Source organism: Bordetella genomosp. 6, assembly GCF_002119705.1.
In the GTDB taxonomy this organism is placed as follows: Bacteria; Pseudomonadota; Gammaproteobacteria; order Burkholderiales; family Burkholderiaceae_B; genus Bordetella; species Bordetella bronchiseptica_F.
This window is the reverse complement of sequence record NZ_CP021107.1, coordinates 3,191,081-3,212,440: the sequence shown is the minus strand read 5'-3', so window position 1 is coordinate 3,212,440 and position 21,360 is coordinate 3,191,081. Positions and strand designations below refer to the sequence as shown.

The 21,360-nt window shown below is 68.7% G+C and carries 17 protein-coding genes; 4 read left to right on the top strand and 13 right to left on the bottom strand.

Annotation, left to right across the window (positions count from 1 at the left end):
- The first annotated feature begins 11 nt into the window (after positions 1-11).
- Positions 12-1,355 (top strand): alanine/glycine:cation symporter family protein, encoded by a 1,344-nt coding sequence (locus CAL11_RS15020; RefSeq protein ID WP_167382510.1) that lies wholly within the window; start codon positions 12-14, stop codon positions 1,353-1,355.
- A gap of 34 nt (positions 1,356-1,389) precedes the next feature.
- Here the strand turns inward: CAL11_RS15020 and CAL11_RS15015 are convergent, their stop codons facing one another.
- Positions 1,390-2,760 (bottom strand): aspartate aminotransferase family protein, encoded by a 1,371-nt coding sequence (locus CAL11_RS15015; protein WP_033464289.1) that lies wholly within the window; start codon positions 2,758-2,760, stop codon positions 1,390-1,392.
- A gap of 136 nt (positions 2,761-2,896) precedes the next feature.
- Between CAL11_RS15015 and CAL11_RS15010 the strand changes: the two genes are divergently transcribed.
- Positions 2,897-3,829, top strand: coding sequence for a 2-hydroxyacid dehydrogenase (locus CAL11_RS15010; RefSeq protein ID WP_086093361.1), 933 nt, complete (start codon positions 2,897-2,899; stop codon positions 3,827-3,829).
- A gap of 10 nt (positions 3,830-3,839) precedes the next feature.
- Here CAL11_RS15010 and CAL11_RS15005 read toward each other — a convergent pair whose 3' ends face one another.
- The 10 genes from CAL11_RS15005 to CAL11_RS14960 form a co-directional block, all read right to left on the bottom strand.
- Positions 3,840-5,333 carry an aldehyde dehydrogenase gene (locus CAL11_RS15005; RefSeq protein WP_086093360.1) on the bottom strand — a complete coding sequence of 498 codons (1,494 nt, stop codon included), beginning with the start codon at positions 5,331-5,333 and terminating at the stop codon, positions 3,840-3,842.
- Positions 5,330-6,253, bottom strand: a complete 924-nt coding sequence (locus CAL11_RS15000; RefSeq protein ID WP_086093359.1) for a DMT family transporter — start codon at positions 6,251-6,253, stop codon at positions 5,330-5,332. Before CAL11_RS15000 ends, CAL11_RS15005 begins: the two co-directional genes overlap by 4 nt.
- Position 6,254: 1 nt before the next feature.
- Entirely contained in the window at positions 6,255-7,517 is a 1,263-nt protein-coding gene (locus tag CAL11_RS14995; protein ID WP_015064136.1) for a Zn-dependent hydrolase, read from the bottom strand.
- Between the two features lie 19 nt (positions 7,518-7,536).
- Positions 7,537-8,601, bottom strand: coding sequence for a histone deacetylase family protein (locus CAL11_RS14990; protein WP_015064135.1), 1,065 nt, complete (start codon positions 8,599-8,601; stop codon positions 7,537-7,539).
- 22 nt (positions 8,602-8,623) lie between these two features.
- The gene (locus CAL11_RS14985; RefSeq protein WP_033464293.1) at positions 8,624-8,914 is read right to left on the bottom strand and encodes a cupin domain-containing protein; all 291 of its coding nucleotides are present in this window, start codon (positions 8,912-8,914) and stop codon (positions 8,624-8,626) included.
- A 29-nt stretch (positions 8,915-8,943) separates the two neighbouring features.
- Positions 8,944-10,218: a 4-aminobutyrate--2-oxoglutarate transaminase gene (gene gabT, locus CAL11_RS14980; RefSeq protein WP_086093358.1), complete on the bottom strand. Its 1,275-nt coding sequence runs from the start codon at positions 10,216-10,218 to the stop codon at positions 8,944-8,946.
- Between the two features lie 40 nt (positions 10,219-10,258).
- Complete coding sequence (locus tag CAL11_RS14975) at positions 10,259-11,896, bottom strand: ABC transporter ATP-binding protein (protein ID WP_086093357.1); 1,638 nt, start codon at positions 11,894-11,896, stop codon at positions 10,259-10,261.
- 4 nt (positions 11,897-11,900) lie between these two features.
- Positions 11,901-12,740 (bottom strand): ABC transporter permease, encoded by an 840-nt coding sequence (locus CAL11_RS14970; RefSeq protein WP_003813165.1) that lies wholly within the window; start codon positions 12,738-12,740, stop codon positions 11,901-11,903.
- Positions 12,737-13,753 carry an ABC transporter permease gene (locus CAL11_RS14965; RefSeq protein ID WP_003813162.1) on the bottom strand — a complete coding sequence of 339 codons (1,017 nt, stop codon included), beginning with the start codon at positions 13,751-13,753 and terminating at the stop codon, positions 12,737-12,739. The genes CAL11_RS14970 and CAL11_RS14965 overlap by 4 nt, the downstream gene beginning before the upstream one ends.
- Before the next feature lie 107 nt (positions 13,754-13,860).
- A complete protein-coding gene (locus CAL11_RS14960; RefSeq protein WP_086093356.1) occupies positions 13,861-15,435 on the bottom strand; it encodes an ABC transporter substrate-binding protein in 1,575 nt (524 codons plus the stop codon).
- 419 nt (positions 15,436-15,854) lie between these two features.
- Here CAL11_RS14960 and CAL11_RS14955 point away from each other — a divergent pair, with 419 nt between their 5' ends.
- The gene (locus tag CAL11_RS14955; RefSeq protein ID WP_086093355.1) at positions 15,855-17,399 is read left to right on the top strand and encodes a PLP-dependent aminotransferase family protein; all 1,545 of its coding nucleotides are present in this window, start codon (positions 15,855-15,857) and stop codon (positions 17,397-17,399) included.
- Positions 17,400-17,496: 97 nt separating this feature from the next.
- Entirely contained in the window at positions 17,497-18,564 is a 1,068-nt protein-coding gene (locus CAL11_RS14950) for a tartrate dehydrogenase (protein ID WP_086094592.1), read from the top strand.
- A 20-nt stretch (positions 18,565-18,584) separates the two neighbouring features.
- Here the strand turns inward: CAL11_RS14950 and CAL11_RS14945 are convergent, their stop codons facing one another.
- Positions 18,585-20,171: a DHA2 family efflux MFS transporter permease subunit gene (locus CAL11_RS14945; RefSeq protein WP_033464299.1), complete on the bottom strand. Its 1,587-nt coding sequence runs from the start codon at positions 20,169-20,171 to the stop codon at positions 18,585-18,587.
- Entirely contained in the window at positions 20,168-21,358 is a 1,191-nt protein-coding gene (locus CAL11_RS14940; protein ID WP_033464302.1) for an efflux RND transporter periplasmic adaptor subunit, read from the bottom strand. The genes CAL11_RS14945 and CAL11_RS14940 overlap by 4 nt, the downstream gene beginning before the upstream one ends.
- Positions 21,359-21,360 lie beyond the last annotated feature (2 nt).

The window sequence follows — 21,360 nt, the reverse complement described above, 5'->3', positions numbered from 1 at the left end:
TGGAGACCGTGATGCATTTCCTGGATTCGATCGTAGACAGTGTCAACGGCCTGGTCTGGGGGCCGTTGATGCTGGTGCTGATTCTTGGCACCGGCCTGTTTCTCATGCTGCGCCTGCGCTTCATGCCGCTGGCCAGGATCGCCGCGGGGTTCCGGCTCGCCTGGGGCAACCGCGCCAAGGGCGACGCCGACACCGGAGAGATCAGCCCGTTCCAGGCGCTGATGACCAGCCTGGCGGCGACCGTGGGCACCGGCAACATCGCCGGCGTGGCCACGGCCATTTTCCTGGGCGGGCCGGGCGCCCTGTTCTGGATGTGGGTGACCGCGCTGGTCGGCATGGCGACCAAGTACAGCGAGGTGCTGCTGGCGGTGCATTTCCGCGAAAAGGATACGCGCGGCGAGTTCACCGGCGGGCCGATGTACGCCATCCGCAATGGCCTGGGCCCCCGGTGGGCGTGGCTGGGCACCTTGTTCGCGCTGTTCGGCGGCCTGGCCGGGTTCGGCATCGGCAACATGGTGCAGGTCAACAGCATGGCCGACGCGCTGGGCACGTCCTTCGGCATTCCCGACTGGGCCACGGGCGTGGCGACCATGGTGTTGATCGGCATGGTGGTGCTGGGCGGGATCCGGCGCATCGGCGCGGTGGCGTCGGCGCTGGTGCCGTTCATGTGCGTGGCCTACATCGTGGCGGCCGTGATCTCGCTGATCCTGATGGCCGACGCCGTTCCGGCCGCCCTGGGCCTGATTTTCACGCATGCCTTCTCGCCGGCGGCGGCCACCGGCGGCTTTGCCGGCGCGGCCGTGATGGCCGCCATGCGCTACGGCGTGGCGCGCGGTATTTTCTCCAACGAGGCCGGCCTGGGCACCGCCGGGATCGTGCAGGCGGCGGGCACCAGCAACAGCGCGGTGCAATCGGGCCTGATAGGCATGATAGGCACGTTCATCGACACCATCGTGATCTGCTCGATGACGGGGCTGGTGATCGTGTGCTCGGGCATGTGGACCGGCGGCGAAAGCGGCGCCGCGCTGTCGGCCGCGGCGTTCGACGCCGCCATGCCGGGCATCGGCCACTACGTGATCGCCGTGGCGCTGACGATTTTCGCCTTTACCACCATCCTGGGCTGGAGCTACCTGAGCGAGCGCTGCTGGGAATACCTGACGGGCGTGCGGGCGATCCTGCCGTTTCGCATCGTGTGGGTCGTGGCCGTGCCGTTCGGCGCGGTCGCCAAGCTGGATTTCGCCTGGCTGCTGGCCGACACCCTGAACGGATTGATGGCGATTCCCAACCTGGTGGCGCTGGTGTTGCTGTCGCCGGTGGTGGTCAAGCTGACGCGCGCGCATTTTTCCCGCGGCTGATGCCGCGGCGCCGGCATGCGCGCGCGCCCGGCGATCAGCCTTGCGCGACGTGGGCGGCGACGTCGTCCAGGGTGCGGGCAAAGCGCGCGACCATGTCGCGCACCTGTTCGGCGGTGATGATCAGGGGAGGGCAGAAGGCCACGGTGTCCTGGATGCCGCGCACGATCAGGCCATGGTCGTGCGCGCGCTCGTAGGCGTAGCCGCCGGCCTTGCCGAGCGGGTCGAAGGGCTGGCGCGTGGCCTTGTCGGCCACCAGCTCCACGCCGGCGATCAGGCCGACGCCGCGCACCTCGCCCACCAGCGGATGGCTGGCCAGGGCCTGCAGCTCCTGGTGCAGCAGCGCGCCCATTTCGGCGGCGTGCTCGATCAGGCCGCGCTCGTCGATCAGGCGCAGGTTCTCCAGCGCCACCGCGGTGGCGACCGGGTGGCCGCTGGCCGTGTAGCCGTGCCCGAAGGTGCCCAGGCGGCCGCTGTGCTCGGCCACCACGTCGGCCACGCGGGCATTGAGCAGCACCGCGCCCAGCGGCTGGTACGACGAGGTGATCTGCTTGGACAGCACCATGATGTCCGGCTCGATGTCGAAGACCTGCGAGCCGAAGCGCTGGCCCAGGCGCCCGAAGCCGGTGATGACTTCGTCGGCGATGACCAGGATGTCGTACTTGCGGCACACCGCCTGGATTTTCTGCCAGTAGGTGCGCGGCGGCACGATGACGCCGCCGGCGCCCATGACCGGTTCGCCGATGAAGGCGGCCACCGTGTCCGGGCCTTCGCGCAGGATCATGGCCTCGAGCTCGCCGGCCATGCGCGTTGCGAAATCCTCCTCGGTTTCGCCCGGCAGGCCGTAGCGGTAGTAGTGCGGGCAGGCGGTGTGGCGGATCTGCGGCAGCGGCAGGTCGAAGTCCTTGTGGTTGCCGGGCAGGCCGGTGAGGCTGGCCGAGGCGACGGTGACGCCGTGGTAGCCGCGCTGGCGCGCGATGATTTTCTTCTTGTCGCGGCGGCCCAGGGCATTGTTGTAGTACCACACCAGCTTGACGACGGTGTCGTTGGCTTCGGAGCCGGAGTTGGTGAAGAACGCCTGGGCCATGCGTCCGTCGGTGTAGCCGATCAGGCGCTCGGCCAGCGCGATGACGCTGGGGTGCGACTTGTGCGTGAACGTATGGTAGTAGGGCAGTTCCTGGAACTGGCGCGCGGCGGCTTCGACCAGGCGCTGTTCGCCGAAACCCACCGCGACGCTCCACAGGCCGGCCATCCCCTCGAGGTAGCGGTTGCCCTGGTCGTCGAACACGTACACGCCTTCACCATGGGTGATGATGCGCGGGCCCACGTCGCGGTGCTTGACCGCGTTGGTGTAGGAGTGCAGCTGGTACTGGATGTCCTGCTGCTGGGCGGAGCTGAGAGTGGTCATGGTTGCGTTTCCGTTGCGGTGATGCCGGATTCCTGGACGAGGCTGTTATATCATCGTCATTATCCGCCAAGACGGCGCCGCGCAGGCGCGGCGCCGTCTATGGTCCCTATCGCCTGCCTGCCGCCATGGAACCGCCGTGAAAATCATCTACGCCTCCTGCAATGACATCGATCCGCGCGAATGGACGGAGCCCTTGCAGGCGGCCTTGCCGGAGGCCGAGGTCGTCGCGTGGCGGGCGGGCCAGCCGGTCCAGGACGCCGAGCTGGCGGTGGTCTGGAACCCGCCTGCCGAATTGTTCGAGCGCGAGCGCGGCCTGCGCGCGGCGTTCAACCTGGGCGCCGGCGTGGACGCGCTGTTCAGGCTGGAGACCTTGCCGCCGGATTTTCCCGTGGTGCGCCTGGAAGACGCGGGCATGGCGGTGCAGATGGCCGAATACGCGGCGCATGCGCTGGTGCGCGCCAGCCGCCAGTTCGACGTGTATGACGCGCAGCAGCGCGCCGGCCAATGGAACCCGCTGCCCGAGCTCGATCGCACGCAATGGCCGGTGGGCGTGCTGGGCATGGGCGTGATGGGTACGCGCGTGGCGCAAACCCTGGCCGGCATGGACTATCCGGTGGCCGGCTGGTCGCGCAGCGGCAATGCGCCGCAGGGCGTGCAGGCCTTTGGCGGCGCCGATGCGCTGCCGGCCTTCCTGGCGCGCACCCGGGTGCTGGTCAACACGCTGCCGCTGACCGACGAGACGCGCGACCTGTTGCGCCGCGACACCCTGTCGCAACTGCTGCCGGGCGCCCATCTGATCAACATGGGGCGCGGCGAGCATCTGGTCGAGGAGGACCTGCTGGCGCTGCTCGACAGCGGCCACATGGCGGGCGCGGCGCTCGACGTGTTTCGCGAAGAGCCGCTGCCGGCCGGCCACCCGTTCTGGTCGCACCCGCGCGTGGCGATCACCCCGCACATCGCCGCCATCAGCCTGCGCCGCGAAACGGTGGCGCAGCTGGCGGCCAAGATCCGCGCCTTCCTGCGCGGCGAGCCGGTCACCGGCATGGTGACGCGCCGCCGCGGCTACTGAGCGGCTCCGGCTACAGGCGGATCCAGGTCGTCTTCAGCGCGGTGTACTTGTCCAGCGCGTGCAGCGACTTGTCGCGCCCGAAGCCGGATTGCTTGACGCCGCCGAACGGCACCGTCACGTCGCCGTCGAAGTAGCAGTTCACCCATACCAGGCCGGCGCGCAGCCTGCGCGAGACGCGGTGGGCGCGCGACAGGTCGGCCGTCCACAGGCCCGACCCCAGCCCATAGGCGGAGGCGTTGGCCTGCGCCACCACCTCGTCTTCGCCGTCGAACCGGGTGACCGCCAGCACGGGGCCGAAGATCTCCTCGCGCACGATGGTCAGGTCGGGCCGCGCGCATTCGAAGATGGTGGGCTCGATGTAGTAGCCGCCGCTGTCGGCGCGTACGCGCTCGCCTCCCATGCGCAGCCGCGCGCCTTCGCGCCGGCCGCTTTCGACATATTCCAGCACGCGCGCCATCTGCCTTTCATCGACCATGGCGCCCATCGGCGAGGCGGGGTCGAGCGGGTTGCCCGGCTGCATCGCGCGCGCGCACGCCTCCACCTTGCTCACGAAGGTGTCGTAGATGCCGGCCTGCACGTACAGGCGCGAGCCCGCGATGCAGACTTCTCCCTGGTTGTTGAAGATGCCGATGGCCGCGGCCAGGGCGGCGCGGTCCAGGTCGGGGCAGTCGTCGAAAATGATGTGCGGCGACTTGCCGCCGCATTCCAGCCAGACCTGCTTGAGGTTGGATTGCCCGGAATACTCCATGAAGCGCTTGCCGGTGGCCGTCGAGCCGGTGAACGCCAGGCAATCGACATCCATGTGCAATCCCAGCGCCCGTCCGGCCACCGGGCCGGCGCCCGGCACTACATTGAGCACGCCGGCGGGGATGCCGGCCTCCAGCGCCAGTTCGGCCAGCCGCAGGGCCGACAGCGAGGACTGCTCGGCCGGCTTGAGGACCACGCTGTTGCCGGCGGCCAGCGCCGGCGCCACCTTCCACGAGGCCATCAGCAGCGGGTAATTCCATGGCACCACGGCGGCCACCACGCCCAGCGGCTCGCGCGTGATGGTGGCCAGCGCGTCGGCGTCGGTGGGGGCGATTTCGTCGTACTGCTTGTCGATGGTCTCGGCGTACCACGCGTAGGTATGCGCGGTTTCCGGGATGTCGAAGGCCATGGTGTCGCCGATGGGCTTGCCCATGTCCAGCGTTTCGATCAGGGCCAGTTCTTCGGCGTGCTCGCGGATCAGCGCGGCCAGCCGCAGCATGCATTGCTTGCGCTCGCGGCGCGGCATGCGCGACCACACGCCGGCCTCGAAGGCGCGTCGCGCGGCCGCCACGGCCAGGTCGACATCGGCTTGCGAGCAGGCGGTCACTTCGGCGAGCAACTGGCCGGTGGCCGGGTTGACGGCGGCCAGCGGCCCGGCCTGGCCGTCGTGCCAGCGGCCGTCGATGAAGGCCTGCTTGCGCAGCTTCAGGCCGGCGGCGAGGGATTCCCAATGGGACAGGGGGGGCAGGGTGCTCATGCGGTGGACTCCTTGTCGCGGACGGGCTGGGGCGGCGTGCCCGGGGCGCGCCGCGTGACGAGGAAAATGCCGGCGGCCACGATCAGCGCCATGCCGGTGGCGGCCGGCGCGTCGGGCGGCATGCCGAACCAGAAGGTGCTGAAGGCGACGGCCAGCAGCAACTGGCAGTAATTCAGCGGCGCCAGCGTCGAGGCTTCGACGCGCTGGAAGGCGCCGATCAACAGGATCTGCGCCAGGCCGTTGCACAGGCCCAGGGCGACGATCACCAGGCTGTCGGCCAGGCCGGGCCAGGGCTGCGGCAGGAAGAACGGCGCGGGCAGCGCCGTCATCAGCAGGCAGATGAAGGCGGTGTAGGCGTACTGCACGTGGCCCGGCACCTGGCCGGCCAGCTTGCGCGTGATCAGCTGGAAAATGGCGTAGCTGACGGCGGCCACCGCCATCAGCGCGGTGCCCAGCGCGGGCAGGTCGGCGCCCGGCCGCACGATCAGCATCATGCCGCCGAACCCGACCGCCACCGCCAGCCACTGGGCGCGCCCGACCGATTCGCCCAGCAGCCAGGGCGACAAGGCCACCATGATCAGCGGCGAGGTGAAGTAGATGGCGGTGGCTTCGGACAGCGGCATCCAGATCAGCGCCGTCATGAAGCAGGTGCCCACCGTGCCCAGCATCAGGCCGCGCAACACCAGCAGGCCACGGCGCGGCGTGGCCGACAGGCGCGGCAGCCCATGGCGCAGCAGCAGGAACGCGGCGATGGTGGCCACCGCCGTGTAGCGCATCACGTTCAGGAACGGCGCCGGATAGAACTGCAGCATGTACTTGCAGGCCGCGTCGAAGGTGGCAAAGGCCACCAGCGCGCCGAAGAACAGCGCGATGCCGAGGCGCCGCTGGCGGGCGGCGGCCGACGCCGGGGCATGGGCCATGTCAGCGCTCCGCCAGGCCCGCGTGCTGCAGCATGGCGCCCAGCAGAACGTTGGCGCCGGCTTCCAGGTGGGCGGGGTCGGCGTCTTCCACTTCGTTGTGGCTGATGCCGTCCTTGCAGGGCACGAAGATCATCGCCGTCGGGCTGACGGTGGCGACATAGACGGCGTCGTGACCGGCGCCGGTGACGATGTCCATGTGGCTGTAGCCGCGCGCCTCGGCCTGCTCGCGCACCGCGCCGATCAGGGCGGGCTCGAAGGGCGTGGGCGGGAAGTGCTGTACGTCGCGCAGATCGACGCCGACCGGGTAGCCGGTGGTGTCGCCCGCTCCCAGCGCCTGGCAGGCCTGGCGCAGGCGGGCGTCCATCTCGGCCAGCCGCGCTGCGTCCGGATGGCGCAGGTCGACCGTGAAGGACACCTTGCCGGGGATGACGTTGCGCGAGGACGGATAGACGTTGGCCACGCCCACAGTGCCGCGGCCCTGGGGAGCGTAGTCCAGCGCGATGCGCACGACCTCCTGCATCAGGTGCGTGGCGGCGTACAGGGCGTCGCGGCGCATGGGCATGGGCGTGGGGCCGGCGTGCGCCTCCATGCCGGTCACGGTGACGTCGTACCAGCGCAGGCCGAGCGAGCCGGTGACCACGCCGATGACCTTGTCTTCGGCTTCCAGGATGGGGCCTTGCTCGATATGCGCCTCGAAGTACTTGCCCAGCTTGCGCTGGCCCACCGGCGCGTCGCCGGCGTAGCCGATGCGCGCCAGCTCGTCGCGCACCGACTTGCCGTCCACGTCGGTGGCCGACAGGGCCGTCTCGAGCGGGAAGATATTGCAGAAGACGCCGGAGCCCATCATGACGGGCACGAAGCGCGTGCCTTCCTCGTTGGTCCAGATCGCCAGTTCCAGCGGCGCCTCGGTGCGCACATCGTGGTCCTGCAGCGTGCGCATGACCTCCAGTCCGGCCAGGACGCCGAAGCATCCGTCGAACTTGCCGCCGGTGGGCTGGGTGTCGATGTGGCTGCCGGTGGCCACGCTGGGCAGTTCCGGGCGAGCGCCGGGCCGGCGGCCGAAGATGTTGCCGACCTGGTCGACGGTGATTTCCAGGCCTGCTTCGCGCATCCAGCGCACCAGCAGGTCGCGGCCCTGGCCGTCCAGTTCGGTCAGCGCCAGGCGGCAGTTGCCGCCCTTGGGCGTGGCGCCGATTTTCGCCAGCTCCATGAGCGAGTCCCAGAGGCGCTGGCCGTTGATCGAAAGTGTGGTGGCAGTAGTCATGATGAGGCTCCGTTTCGGGTCAGACTGTGGCGGGCGCCATGCCCTGCAGGAAGGCTTCCAGCGCCGGGCCGATGGCCGGCACCATATAGCCGCCTTCCTGGACGACCACGGTGGGCAGGCCCAGGCCGTTGACGCGCTCCCCGATCTGGCGGTAGGCGTCCATGTCCAGCTTGAGCACGCTGATGGGGTCGTCCTTGTAGGTGTCGAACCCCAGCGCCAGCACCAGCGCGCGCGGCCGGTAGTCGCGCAGCGCGGTCAGGGCGCTGTCCAGGGTTTCCAGGAAGATGGCGTTGCGCGCGCCGTGGGGCAGCGGGAAATTCAGGTTGTAGCCGTGGCCGCTGCCGTAGCCGCGCTCGTGCGCATAGCCAGTGTAGAACGGGTAGTACCCGGACGGGTCGGCATGCAGCGAGATGGTCATCACGTCCGAGCGCTGGTAGAAGATGTTCTGCGTGCCGTCGCCATGATGGGCGTCGACGTCCAGCACCACGACGCGCTCGCAGCGCTGCGCCAGGCGCTGCGCGGCCGCCGCGCTGCTGTTGAGGTAGCAGAAGCCGCCGGCGCGGTCGCGGTGCGCATGGTGTCCGGACGGACGGCACAGCGCGTAGGCCAGGGCCTGGTTCTGCAGCGCCCAGTCGGCGGCGGCCACGGCGCAATGGGTCGAGCGCAGGGCCGAGCGCCAGGTGTGCGGCCCGACCGGGCACGACAGGTCGCTCAGGTAGTAGCCGGTTTCGGCCACGATGGAGGTCGAGGGGCAGGGGCCGCGGGCGGCGTGTTCGACCCGGCCGTTGTAGTACGGCGACAGGTTGGGCAGCACTTCGGGGCCCGGGTCGGCGCCGTTGGCGCGCAGCGCCTGCCAGCGGGTATAGGCGTGCTCGAGATAGTCCAGGTACTCGTGGCTGTGTATGCCCTCGAGCGGCTCGCGGCCGTAGTCGGGCGGGCTGTCCACCGTCACGCCGCGCGAGGCCAGCATGGCGCGCAGCGTCTCGGCGCGGGCCGGCACGTCGGTGGGCGCGCTGATGCGGCCCAGCCGCATGAATTGCTCGGGCACATGCAACAGCTGTTCTTCGGAAAAAAACGCCTTCATGGCTGTCCTCGCTGATTGGGGGCTACGCTGCTTTGATCTCGATTTCCACGAAGACGAATTCCGTGTCGCTGGGGTTGATCACGTTGTGTTCCACGCCTTCCGGGCGGGTATAGGAAATGCCGCGGGTGAGCTGGCTGGTGACCGACCCTTCGGGGGTTTCCAGCAGCAGCGGGCCGGTGGTCATGGGCACGACCACGTAGTCCATGCCATGGCGATGCCAGCCGGTTTCGCCGCCGGGCGGAAAGCGCCACTCGGTCACCTTGACCCGCTCGTTGTCGATCTGCACCGTGGGGATGGCGCCTGGGCGTTTCATGGTCTATCTCCTTGGTCGTGTGTTGGCATTCAAGCGTTCTGGCCGCGCAGCGCCCGGGCCAGGATGTCCAACGCTTCGCGCATGACCGCTTCCGGGATCGTCAGCGGGAAAAGAAAGCGGATGACGTTGCCGTCGCTGCCGCAGGTCAGGAGCAGCAACCCCTGCTCGAGCGCGCGGGCCTGGACCTGGCGCGCGAATCCGGGGCTGGGCGCATCGCTGCCGGGCTGGCGGAACTCCACCGCCACCATGGCGCCCAGCGCCCGCACCTCGGCGATCTCGGGGACGTCGTGGCGCTGCGCTTCCAGGTGGTCGCGCAACTGGTGGCCCAGGCGCGTACCGCGCGCCAGCAGGTCCTCGGCCTCGATGATGCGGATCACCTCCAGCGCGGCGGCGACCGCCAGCGGATTGCCCGCATAGGTGCCGCCCAGGCCGCCAGGCGGCGGCGCGTCCATGATCTCGGCGCGGCCGCACACCGCCGACAGCGGCATGCCGCCGGCCAGGCTCTTGGCCATGGCGGTCAGGTCGGCCGCCACGCCGTAGTGCTCCATCGCGAACAGCTTGCCGGTGCGGCCGAAGCCGGTCTGGACCTCGTCGGCGATCAGCAGGATGCCGTGGTCGTCGCACAGGGCACGCAATGCCTGCATGAAGGCCGGCGGGCAGATGTTGAAACCGCCTTCGCCCTGCACCGGCTCGATGATGATGGCCGCCACGCGGCGCGGATCCACGTCGGTCTTGAACAGGGTGGCCAGGGCCGCCAGCGCGTCATCGGTGGACACCCCGTGCAGCGCGTTCGGAAACGGCACATGGTAGATGTCGGCCGGAAACGGACCGAAGCCCACCTTGTACGGCACGACCTTGCCGGTCAGGGCCATGCCCAGCAGCGTGCGGCCGTGGAATGCGGCGCCGAAGGCGACGACGGCAGGCCGGCCGGTGGCCGCGCGGGCGATCTTGACGGCGTTCTCCACCGCCTCGGCTCCCGTGGTGAAGAGCGCGGTCTTCTTGGCGAACTCGCCCGGCGCCAGCTGGTTGATGCGCTCGGCCAGCTGGATATAGCTGGCGTACGGGACGATCTGGTAGGCCGTGTGGGTGAAGCGGCTCATCTGCGCCTGGAGCGCCTGCATCAGCTGCGGATGGCGGTGGCCGGTGTTGAGCACGGCGATGCCGCCGGCGAAGTCGATGTAGCGGCGGCCTTCGGTGTCCCACAGTTCGGCGTTCTCGGCGCGGTCCGCGTAGAAGTTGCACATCACGCCCACGCCGCGCGGCGTGGCGGCCTCCCTGCGGCGGGTCAGTTCTGCGTTGTCCATGTCGGCTCTCCTGTGCGGCGCGGTCGAGGGCGTTGCCGCCCTAGGTGGTCTGCGCCTTGGTCGGGTCCCAGTGCTGGCCGGGAACGGCGGCGATCAACTGCTGCGTATAAGGGTTCTGCGGCTGGTCGAAAATCTGCGCGGGGGTGCCGTACTCCACCACCTTGCCGCGGTGCATGACCAGGACGGCATTGCAGATCTGCGCCGCCACGCGCAGATCGTGGGTGATGAAAATCAGCGCGATGCGCAGGCGCTGCTGCAATTCGTGCAGCAGCTGCAGCACCTGCGCCTGCACCGACACGTCCAGCGCCGAAACCGACTCGTCGGCCACCAGCACCTGCGGCTCCAGCGCCAGGGCGCGCGCGATGCCGATGCGCTGGCGCTGGCCGCCGGAGAACTGGTTGGGGTAGCGGTCGAAGGCCGAGGGATCGAGTCCCACCAGGGTCAGCAGTTCGCGCGCGCGGGCCTCGGCCTGGGCACGCGTCTTGCCGTTGGCGACGGGGCCGTCGCTGATGATGCGGCCCACGGTCTGGCGCGGGTTGAGCGAGGCGAACGGATCCTGGAAGATCATCTGGATGTCCTTGCGCAGCGGCCGGAACTGGCTTTCGGACAGCCCGGCGATATCGCGCCCGTTGAACACCAGCTTGCCGCCGTCGATGCCGATCAGCTTGAGCAGGCATTTGCCTATGGTGGACTTGCCCGAGCCGGACTCGCCGACGATGCCCAGCGTTTCGCCGCGGCGCACCTCGAAGCTGACCTCGTCGACCGCGCGCACCACCCGCTTCTTGCCGAACCAGCCATGGCCGGTGACATAGGTCTTGCATAGCTTGTCGACCGCCAGCACAGGCGCGTCCTGTGTCACCGGCGGGCGCGCGTCGGCGCGCCGGTGCGGGACGGCGGCGATCAGGCGGCGCGTATACGGGTGCTGCGGCCGGTTGAGGACTTCCTCGGCCGGGCCCTGTTCGACCAGGATGCCTTGCTCCATCACCGCCACCCGATGGGCGATCTCGGCCACCACGCCGAAATCGTGCGTGACGAACATCACGCCCATGCCCTTTTCCTTCTGGATCCGGGCGATCAGGGCGAGGATCTGCGCCTGGGTGGTGACGTCCAGGGCGGTGGTCGGCTCATCGGCGATCAGCAGGGCCGGCTCGAGCGCCAGGGCCATGGCGATCATCACGCGCTGGCGCTGGCCGCCGGACAGGCGGAAAGGGTACACGTCGCACAGGACGGCCGGGTCGGGCAGGCCGACGAACTCCAGCAGCTCGAGCACGCGGCGCTGGCGTTGCGGGCCGGGGTAGGCGTCGTGCACGCGCATGACTTCGCCGATCTGCTCGCCCACCGTCATCAGCGGGTTGAGGGCCGACAGCGGCTCCTGGAAGATCATGGCCATGTCCTTGCCGCGCATGGACAGCAGGGTGGCCTCGTCCTGCCGCAGCAGGTCCTTGCCGCGGAACAGGATCTGGCCGCCCTGCGGCTTGAGGTAGTCGGGCAGCAGGCCCATGATGGCGTTGGCGCTCATCGACTTGCCCGAGCCGGATTCCCCGACGATGCACAGGATCTCGCCGGCACGGATGTCATAGGACACATCGCGCACGGCGTATTCGCGGTCGCCGCCGCGCGGCAGGGCAATGGTCAGGTCGCGTACCGAAAGCAGGGTTTCATGGTCGTTCATGTTCATACCCCTATTCGCCGCGCTTGCGCAGTTGAGGATTGAGGGCGTCGTTCAGGCCTTCGCCGATCAGGTTGATGGCCAGCACGGTCAGCAGGATGGCCACTCCGGGCCACACGCTCATCCACCAGGCCTCGCGGATCATGGTGCGCGCCGCGCCGATCATGAAGCCCCAGCTCATCAGGTTGCGGTCGCCCAGGCCCAGGAACGACAGCGACGATTCGGTCAGGATCGCGGTGGCGACCATGAACGAGGCCGAGACGATGATGGGCGACATGGCGTTGGGCAGGATCTGGGTGCACACGATGCGCCCGGGCGTCTGCCCGATCACGATGGCGGCCTGCACGAACTCGCGCTGCTTGAGCGTCATGAACTCGGAGCGCACCAGGCGCGCGGCCGGCGGCCACGACACCAGCGCGATGGCGCCCATGATGGAATACACGGAGGGGCCCACCACGGCCACCAGCACGACCGCCATGGCCAGTTGCGGGATGGTCTGGAAGAACTCGGTAAAGCGCATCAGGGCATCGTCGATGCGCCCGCCGCAATAGCCGGCGATGGCGCCGATGGCGATGCCGAACAGCAGCGCCACGCCCGCCGACAGCAGCCCCACCATGAGCGAGACGCGCGCGCCCCATACCAGGCCCGCGGTGATGTCGCGGCCGAGCATGTCGGTGCCGAACGGGTAGGCCGAGTCGGTGAAGGGCGGAATCAGCGGGCTGGCCACCATCATCCACGGCGATTCTTCATACAGCAGGGGCGCGCACAGGGCCACCAGCACGACCAGGGCCACGATCACCAGGCCGGCGACCGCGCCGTAGTTGCGCATATAGCGTTTCATGAATCCATTCATGCGGCGGCTCCTTGCGTGCCGCCGGCGGCGATGCGCGGATCGATCAGGCGGTAGATCACGTCGGTGATCAGGTTGAAAACCACGACCATGATGGAGGTCACCAGGAAGATGCCCAGCAGCAGCTGGTAGTCGCGCTGCAGGAGCGCGTCGAACATGAGCCGGCCGATTCCGGGCCAGGCGAACACGGTCTCGGTCAGGACCGCCCCGCCGGCCATCTGGCCGAGCTGGATGCCGGCGAAGGTGATGACCGGCAACAGGGCGTTGCGCAGCACGTGGGCGCGGATGACGCGGTTGGCGCTGACGCCCTTGGCGCGCGCGGTCTTGACGAAGTCCATGCCGATCACTTCCAGCATCGAGGCGCGCGTCAGGCGCACGTAGACCGCCATGAAGAAGCAACCCAGCGTCACGGTGGGCAGGATCAGGTGCAAGGCGATGTCCTGCACGCGGGCCCAGCCCGTCAGGTTGCTGCCCACGGTCTCCATGCCGAAGGCCGGCAGCCAGCCCAGCATCACGGAAAACAGCAGGATGCCCATCAGCGACAGCCAGAACAGCGGCGTGGCGTACAGCAGCAGCGCGCCGGTCATGACGCTGCTGTCGATCCAGCGGCGCTTGTTGGCGTAGCGCGCACGCGCGGCGACCACGCCCAGCAGCACGCCCAGGATGACCGAGAACAGGAACGCCGCGGACATCAGCAGGAAGGTGGCGGGCAGGCGCTCGACGATCAGGTCCAGCACCGGCACGTGATTGCGGTAGGAAAACCCCAGGTCGAACTGCAGCACGCCCTTCAGGTAGATGCCCAGCTGCGTCAGCACGGGCTTGTCCAGGCCGAACTGGGTGCGCAGTTGTTCGACATAGGCGGCGTCGCCGGCGCCGGCCTGGCCGGCCAGCACGGCGGCGGGATCGCCCGGCGCCATGCGGATGAGGAAGAAGTTGATGATCACCACGCCCAGCACGACCACCAGGGCCTTGCCCAGGCGCGAGGCGAAGAAAGACAGGAATTTCATGCGATGCATCCCCCGGAGGGCGCGCTGCGCGCCGCTCCTGCTAGTTCACCGCCCGCGGCGGCGGGCGGCCGCGCGGGCCGGGCGGCGGGCCGTCCCTCGGCCCGCCGCATGCCGCGTCATTTCTCGATGTACACGTCGTCGAAGGTCTCGTTCATGCCGATGGCGGTCTTGACCATGTTCTTGACCTTGCCGCGATACAGCGTCGGGAACTCCATGTCGACCAGGAAGCCGTTGGCCACCTCGGCGACCAGGATGGTCTGGATCTTGTTGTAGAGTTCCTGCCGCTTGGCCGGATCCACCTCGGCCGCGGCCTGCTCCCACAGCTTGTCGGACTCGGGGTTGCTGTAGCCCTGCACGTTGGCGAAGGGCGAGCCCTTGACGATGTTGGACGTCACGTACAGACGCTGCACGCCCAGCGCCGGATCGCCGTACTGGTAGCTGTAGGTGGTGGTCAGGTCGAAGTCCCAGTTGCCGGTGCGGCTGGCCCAGCCGCCGGCGTCGGTCGATTCGACATTGACCTTGAAGCCCAGCTGTTCCAGCGCCTGCTTGGTGTATTCGCCCAGGCGGTCCCAGGTCGCGCCGTAGGGGAAGCTGAGCTGGCGGATGGTGTAGTCGCCCGGGTTGACGCCGGACTCCTTGATCAGCGCGCGCGCCTTCTTCATGTCGAACGGGATGGCCGGGATGCTCTTGTCGAAGAACATCTCGGTGGGCACGAACGGGCTGGTCGAGACCTTGCCCAGGCCGAAGAAGATGTTGTCGACCACCAGCTTGCGGTTGAACGCGTGCATCACCGCCTGGCGCACCTTGACGTTGTCGAAGGGCGGCTTGCGCATGTTGAAGATGAGGTAGGCCTGCGGCGAGAACATCTCCCAGCCCTGGGTGGTGTATTGCACGTCGGGCAGCCCGCGCAGGCGCTTGACGTCGACGTTGTCCACGTCGCCGCCGCGCAGGGCGTCGATGCTGCCGCGCTCGAACGCCACCGCGCGCGAGGCCGAGTCCGGGATCACGTTGAAGACCAGCTCGTCCAGATAGGGCTTGCCCTCTTTCCAGTAGTCGGGGTTGCGTTCCAGCTTGACGTATTCGCCGCGCTTCCATTCCTTGAATTTGAAGGGGCCGGTGCCGATGGGCTTCTGGTTGGCCGGGTTGGTGGCGTAGTCGGTGCCCGCGTAGATGTGCTTGGGCATCATGGGCGCGAAGCCCGGCTCGAACATCAGCATGAAGGCGGGAAAGGCCGACTTCAGGCGCACCACGACCGTGTGGTCGTCGACCTTCTCGACCTTGTCGAGGAATTTGCCCAGGATCACGCGCGCCCGGGCGTGGGTCTTGGGCAGCAGGTCGGACAGCGAGAATACGACGTCGTCGGCCGTGAACGGCTTGCCGTCATGCCACTTGACGCCTTCCTGCAGATGGAAGGTGTAGCTCAGGCCGTCGGGCGCGGCCTCCCAGGATTTGGCCAGGCCCGGCTGCGGCTTGAGATCGAATGAATAGGTCAGCAGGCTTTCATAGATCTTGCCGGTGATGAACTGGGTCGGTCCTTGCTGGTTGAGCGCGGGGATCAGGATCGGCGGCTCGGGCTGCACGATCAGGTTGAGCGTGCCGCCCCGGGTCTGGGCGTGCGCGTTCGTCAGCGGAAGGGCCGCCGCCAGGGTAAAGGCGGCTGCGGACAGTTTGAAGAGTTGTGTGAGTTTCACTGCTGGCCTCCGGGCTAGTTCAAGAACGGCGGCGGGGATCGGCTCCTGTGCCAAAGTCGATCGCCTGCCGCCTGGTACTTTCGGGTTACCGCAAGGTGATGAAACAAACGTGCTGCTGCGCGGTGCGCGCACCGCTTGCCGCGCCGGGGCGCGGCGTACTGCGCCGGCCTCAGCCGGGAGTCGTGACGACGACAGCGTCGAATCGGGGGGATCGGGGAGAGCGGCGGCCGGGGGCCGCGCGGCCGGTCACGGCGCGGGCCGCGGCGGGTGCCGTGATGGCGGGAACAACGCAGTCAGTGTCCGATTGCAAGATTTTCCCCTTGGCATTCTGTTGGACCAGCTTGAGTACGTGAAAGGCAGCGTATCGAATATTTGGTACTCTCAATAGGTCCAAATCGTTTTTTGTTTGTGGTGCCACTTTGAAAGAACTCATTCTGTCGGAGTGTCTGCTGCAGCGGCTGGAACGCCGCGGCGCCACGCCGTTGTCCAGGCAGATCTACGCTTTGCTGCGCGATCTGATCCTGGCCGGCGACCTGCCCGCGGGCACCAAGCTGCCCGCGACGCGGGCGCTGGCGCTCGACACAGGGTTATCCCGCAATACCGTGCTGCACGCCTACGACCAGTTGCTGGCCGAGGGGTACCTCGTGTCGGCCTTCGGAAGTGGTACCTTCGTCTCCGATACCGTGCCGGCCACGCCGGAGCCGCCGGCGGCGCCCGAGATCGAGGCCGCCGCGCAGCACTTCGCACTGTCGCGCCGCGGCACCAAGCTGGTGCGCGAAGCCTCGGCGTCCGACCGGCAATGGGGCGCGTTCGTGGCCGGCGTGCCCGACGTTTCGCTGTTTCCGCGCGCGGTGTGGCAGCGCCTGCAGAGCCGGCGCTGGCGCCAGGCTCCGCCCGAGCTGCTGACCTATGCGCACGGGGCCGGCCATATGCCGCTGCGCCGCGCGCTGGCCGAGCATCTGCGCCTGTCGCGTTCGGTCAAGTGCGATGCCGACCAGATCGTCGTGACCAGCGGCATCCATCAGGCCGTCAGCGTGCTGGCGCGCCTGCTGGGCGACAACGGCAACACCGCCTGGATGGAGAACCCCGGCTATTGGGGCGCGCGTTCGACGCTGATGGCCTGCGGCATCACGCCGGTGGCGGTCGCGGTGGACGACGAGGGCATGGCGCCCAGCGCGCAGCAATTGCAGGATCCGCCGCGCTTCATCTTCGTGACGCCGTCGCACCAGTATCCGCTGGGCATGGTGATGAGCCTGGCGCGGCGCCGCATGCTGCTGGACTACGCCCACAAGCGCGGCGCCTGGATCGTCGAGGACGACTACGACAGCGAGTTCCGCTTCGACGGACGTCCCATCGCCTCGCTGCAGGGGCTGGACCAGCACGACCGGGTGCTGTATCTGGGCACCTTCTCCAAGACGCTGTTTCCCGGCATCCGCCTGGCCTACATGGTGCTGCCCAAGCCGCTGGCCGGCCATGTCGCGACCGGACTGTCGGAGCTGTACCGCGAAGGGCGCCTGATGGACCAGGCCGTGCTGGCCGATTTCATCGAAGGCGGCCATTACGCCACCCATATCCGCCGCGTCAAGCAACGCTATGCGGCACGGCAGGCGCTGTTGCGCGAAGCGATCACGCGGGCCTTCGGCGCCGACTGGCCGATTTCCACCCACGAGGCGGGCCTGCACCTGGTGATGCACCTGCCCGACGGCACCGACGACCTGGGCATTTCCATCGCCGCACGCACGCTGGGGCTGCATGCGCGGCCGCTGTCGCGCTACTACGCCAGCGAGCAGGAGGCCCGTCCCGGCCTGCTGCTTGGCTATGCCTGCGTGCCAGAGGAAGAGATAGAGCCGGCCTTCGAGCGCCTGGTGCAGGTCATCACGCCGGCGCTGGAACACGTCGAGCGCCAGCAGCGCCGGCCGGTCTACAGCGACAAGCTGAATGCCGAGGCCTGGAGCGGCGCCTGATGCCGGCCTGGCGCGCGCTTGGCCGCGCGCGCCGTTTGGATCGATAATGCCAGCCGGCTTCGCGCCCGCGCGGGCGATCGCATACAAGGAGACTGAGGTGGCAGCAAAACACAGGATCGCCGTCATCGCCGGCGACGGCATCGGCAAGGAAGTCATGCCCGAGGGGCTGCGCGTGCTGGAGGCGGCCGCCACGCGTTTCGGCATCGACTTCCAGTGGGACCATTTCGACTGGAGCTGCGATTACTACGCGCGCCACGGCAAGATGATGCCCGATGACTGGGCCGCGCAGATCGGCGGCCACGAGGCGATCTTCTTCGGCGCCATCGGCTGGCCCGACGCCGTGCCCGACCACGAGGCGCTGTGGGGATCGCTGTTTCGCTTTCGCCGCGATTTCGACCAGTACATCAACCTGCGTCCGGTCAGGCTGATGCCGGGCGTGCCCACGCCGCTGGCCAACCGCAAGCCGGGCGACATCGATTTCTTCATCGTGCGCGAGAATACCGAGGGCGAGTATTCCAACAGCGGCGGGCGGCTGTTCGCCGGCACCGAGCGCGAGGTCGTGATCCAGGAAAGCGTGTTCACGCGCGTGGGCGCCGACCGCGTGCTGAAGTTCGCGTTCGAACTGGCGCGCAAGCGCGGCAAGCACCTGACCGCCGCCACCAAGTCCAACGGCATTTCGATCTCCATGCCGTGGTGGGATGAACGGGTGGCCGAGATGGCCGCGTCCTATCCGGACGTGCGCTGGGACAAGTACCACATCGACATCCTGTGCGCGCACTTCGTGCAGCACCCGGACTGGTTCGATGTGGTGGTGGCGTCCAATCTGTTCGGCGACATTCTTTCCGACCTGGGGCCGGCCTGCACCGGCACCATCGGCATCGCCCCGTCGGCCAACCTCAACCCCGAGCGCAAGTTCCCCTCGCTGTTCGAGCCGGTGCACGGGTCGGCGCCAGACATCTACGGCAAGGGCATCGCCAACCCGATCGGGCAGATCTGGAGCGGCGCGCTGATGCTGGATTTCCTCGGTTATCCGCAAGCCTCGGCGGCGGTGGTCGCGGCCATCGAGCAGGTGCTGGTCGACGGGCCGCGCACGCCGGACATGCAGGGCCAGGGCACCACGGCCGAAGTGGGCTCGGCCATCGCCACGCTGGTGGCCGCCGCCTGAGGCCGCGCGCGGCCTGGCGCTCAATGCGCGCCGGCCGCCGCCTCGGCCGCGCCGCCGCCCGCGCTCTTGGCGGACTTGGGGCGAGCCAGCCATACCAGTCCGGTCAGCAGCAGGAAGATCGCCGCCGACGCATAGAAGACGTCCAGCGCCGACAGCGTATAGGCCTGCGTGTCGATCATGCCGTTGATCACGGTCAGCGCCTGCTGGTGCGACATGCCGGCGCCGTTCTGCAGCGCGCCCAGCGTGTGGTCGAAGGCCTGCTGGCCCGGCGTGGCGATCTCGGTCAGCTGCGCGTGGTGCAGGTTGGCGCGGTTGTCCCACATGGTGGTGGCGATGGAGGTGCCGAACGCGCCCGCCGTCAGGCGCGCGAAGTTCGACAGGCCCGAGGCCGCCGGAATGCGCGAGGCGTCGAGGCTGGACAGCGTGATCGACGTCAACGGCACGAAGAACATCGCCATGGCGGCGCCCTGGATGATGGTCGGGACCATCAGCGTGCGCACGTCGGTCTGCGTGTTGAAGCCCGCGCGCATGAAGCACACCAGCGCGAACACCATGAAGGCCACGGTGACGATCTGGCGCGGGTCGCGGGTGGCGAGCATCTTGCCCACGATGGGGGTGAGCAGGATGGCCAGCAGCCCGACCGGCGCGGTCACCATGCCGGCGTAGGTCGCGGTGTAGCCCATATTGCTCTGCAGCCACAGCGGCAGCAGCACCACGTTGCCGAAGAAGACGCCGTAGGCCACGGCCAGCGTCAGCGCGCCCACCGTGAAATTGCGCTCCTTGAACAGGCGCAGGTCGACCACGGGGTGGGCGTCGGTGAGTTCCCAGATCAGGAAGAACACGAAGGCCACGAAGGCGGTGGCGGCCAGCGCGATGATCACTGGGCTGGCGAACCAGTCCAGTTCCTTGCCCTTGTCCAGCATGATCTGCAGCGCGCCCACCCACACCACCAGCAACAGCAGGCCTACCTTGTCGATGGGCAGCTTGCGGGTCTGCGATTCGCGGTCGCGGTAGACGCGCCAGCTGATCCAGGCCGCCAGCAAGCCCACCGGCACGTTGATGTAGAAGATCCACGGCCAGGTGTAGTTGTCCGAGATCCAGCCGCCCAGCAGCGGCCCGGCCACCGGCGCGACCAGGGTGGTCATGGACCAGACCGCCAGCGCCATGCCGGCCTTGTGCTTGGGAAAGCTGGCCAGCATCAGCGCCTGCGACAGCGGAATCATCGGGCCCGCCACGGCGCCCTGCAGCACGCGAAAACCGATCAGCGCCTCGAGCGTGGGCGAGAAGCCGCACAGCCACGAGGCCAGCACGAACAGCAGGGTGGAGGTGAGGAACAGCCGGACCTGGCCGAAGCGCTGCGTCAGCCAGCCGGTCAGCGGCACCGTGATGGCATTGGCCACGGCGAACGAGGTGATGACCCAGGTGCCCTGGCTGCTGCTCACGCCCAGGTCGCCCGAGATGGTCGGGATCGACACGTTGGCGATCGAGGTGTCCAGCACGTTCATGAACACCGCGGTCGACAGCGCGATCGAGCCGATGATGCGGGTGGCGCCCTCCAGCGGCGGATAGGGCGCGCCGCCGGCGGACGACTTGGGCTTGTCGCTCATGATGCGAGATTGGCCTGGATGATGCGCGCGATCAGGGCGTCGGCCTCATCGTGCGCCGGCTCGAACACCTGGGTCGAGAGAGCCGGTTCGGCGCGCGGCGCGGCGGTCACCGGCTGGCCTTCCTCGGCGCCGACATCGACCTCGACGTCCATGGACAGCCCTACGCGCAGCGGATGGGTCTTGAGCTGCTCCGGGTCCAGCGCGATGCGCACCGGCACCCGCTGCACCACCTTGATCCAGTTGCCCGAGGCGTTCTGCGCCGGCAGCAGCGCGAAGGCGCTGCCGGTGCCGGCGTCCAGGCCGGTGACCTTGCCGTCGTAGACCACCGAACCGCCGTACAGGTCGGCCGTGATCCTGGCGGGTTGGCCGATGCGCATGTGACGCAGCTGTCCTTCCTTGAAATTGGCCTCGACCCAGATCTGGTCCAGCGGCACCACGTTCATCAGCATGGCGCCGGGGGCGACGCGCTGGCCGACCTGCGCGGCGCGGCGCGCCACGATGCCGTCGACCGGCGCCGGCAGCACGGTGCGCGAGCGGTTCAGCCAGGCATTGCGCACCTGGGCGGCGGCATTGCGCACGTCCGGATGCTCGGCCACCGTCGTGCCTTCGGTCAGCGCCTGGTTGGTGGCCAGCTTGGCCTGGGCGGCGGCCAGGTTGGCGCGCGCCTGCGCCACGGCCGACTGGGCGGACTTGAGCGCGGTTTCGGCGTGCAGGATCTCCTCGCCGCTGACGCCACCCGACTTGGCCAGCGTCTGGCGCCGCTGCAGGTCGCTCTGGGCGCGCTTCAGGTCGGCCTGGGCGCGTGCGATCTCGGCCTGGCGCACGTCGATGTCGGCGGCCAGGGCGTCGTTCTGGACGTAGAGCGTGCGGACCTGGCGCACCGTCTGGGCCAGGCGCGCTTCGGCCTGCTGCAGCGCCACGTCGGTGTCGGCGGGATCCAGCCGCACCAGCGCCTGGCCCGCCGTCACGGCCTCGGTGTCGTCGGCCTCGATGGCGACGACGGTGCCGGGCACCTGCGGGGTGATCTGCACCAGGTTGCCGTGGACATAGGCGTCGTCGGTGCTCTCGAAGTGCGAGCCGAACAACGCCCACCAGACGGCATAGGCGATGGCCAGCACGGCGAACACACCGGTTGCCAGCCACAGCAGGCGTTTGCGGGCGGGGTGGGTGGTCGGGGAGGGGCTCATGA

What these genes read in the sequence shown, in the direction of transcription:
- CAL11_RS15020 (WP_167382510.1), top strand. Translation starts at nt 12, where the DNA reads ATGCATTTCCTGGATTCGATCGTAGACAGTGTCAACGGCCTGGTCTGG.
- CAL11_RS15015 (WP_033464289.1), bottom strand. Translation starts at nt 2,760, where the DNA reads ATGACCACTCTCAGCTCCGCCCAGCAGCAGGACATCCAGTACCAGCTG.
- CAL11_RS15005 (WP_086093360.1), bottom strand. Translation starts at nt 5,333, where the DNA reads ATGAGCACCCTGCCCCCCCTGTCCCATTGGGAATCCCTCGCCGCCGGC.
- CAL11_RS15000 (WP_086093359.1), bottom strand. Translation starts at nt 6,253, where the DNA reads ATGGCCCATGCCCCGGCGTCGGCCGCCGCCCGCCAGCGGCGCCTCGGC.
- CAL11_RS14995 (WP_015064136.1), bottom strand. Translation starts at nt 7,517, where the DNA reads ATGACTACTGCCACCACACTTTCGATCAACGGCCAGCGCCTCTGGGAC.
- CAL11_RS14990 (WP_015064135.1), bottom strand. Translation starts at nt 8,601, where the DNA reads ATGAAGGCGTTTTTTTCCGAAGAACAGCTGTTGCATGTGCCCGAGCAA.
- CAL11_RS14985 (WP_033464293.1), bottom strand. Translation starts at nt 8,914, where the DNA reads ATGAAACGCCCAGGCGCCATCCCCACGGTGCAGATCGACAACGAGCGG.
- gabT (WP_086093358.1), bottom strand. Translation starts at nt 10,218, where the DNA reads ATGGACAACGCAGAACTGACCCGCCGCAGGGAGGCCGCCACGCCGCGC.
- CAL11_RS14975 (WP_086093357.1), bottom strand. Translation starts at nt 11,896, where the DNA reads ATGAACATGAACGACCATGAAACCCTGCTTTCGGTACGCGACCTGACC.
- CAL11_RS14970 (WP_003813165.1), bottom strand. Translation starts at nt 12,740, where the DNA reads ATGAATGGATTCATGAAACGCTATATGCGCAACTACGGCGCGGTCGCC.
- CAL11_RS14965 (WP_003813162.1), bottom strand. Translation starts at nt 13,753, where the DNA reads ATGCATCGCATGAAATTCCTGTCTTTCTTCGCCTCGCGCCTGGGCAAG.
- CAL11_RS14945 (WP_033464299.1), bottom strand. Translation starts at nt 20,171, where the DNA reads ATGAGCGACAAGCCCAAGTCGTCCGCCGGCGGCGCGCCCTATCCGCCG.
- CAL11_RS14940 (WP_033464302.1), bottom strand. Translation starts at nt 21,358, where the DNA reads ATGAGCCCCTCCCCGACCACCCACCCCGCCCGCAAACGCCTGCTGTGG.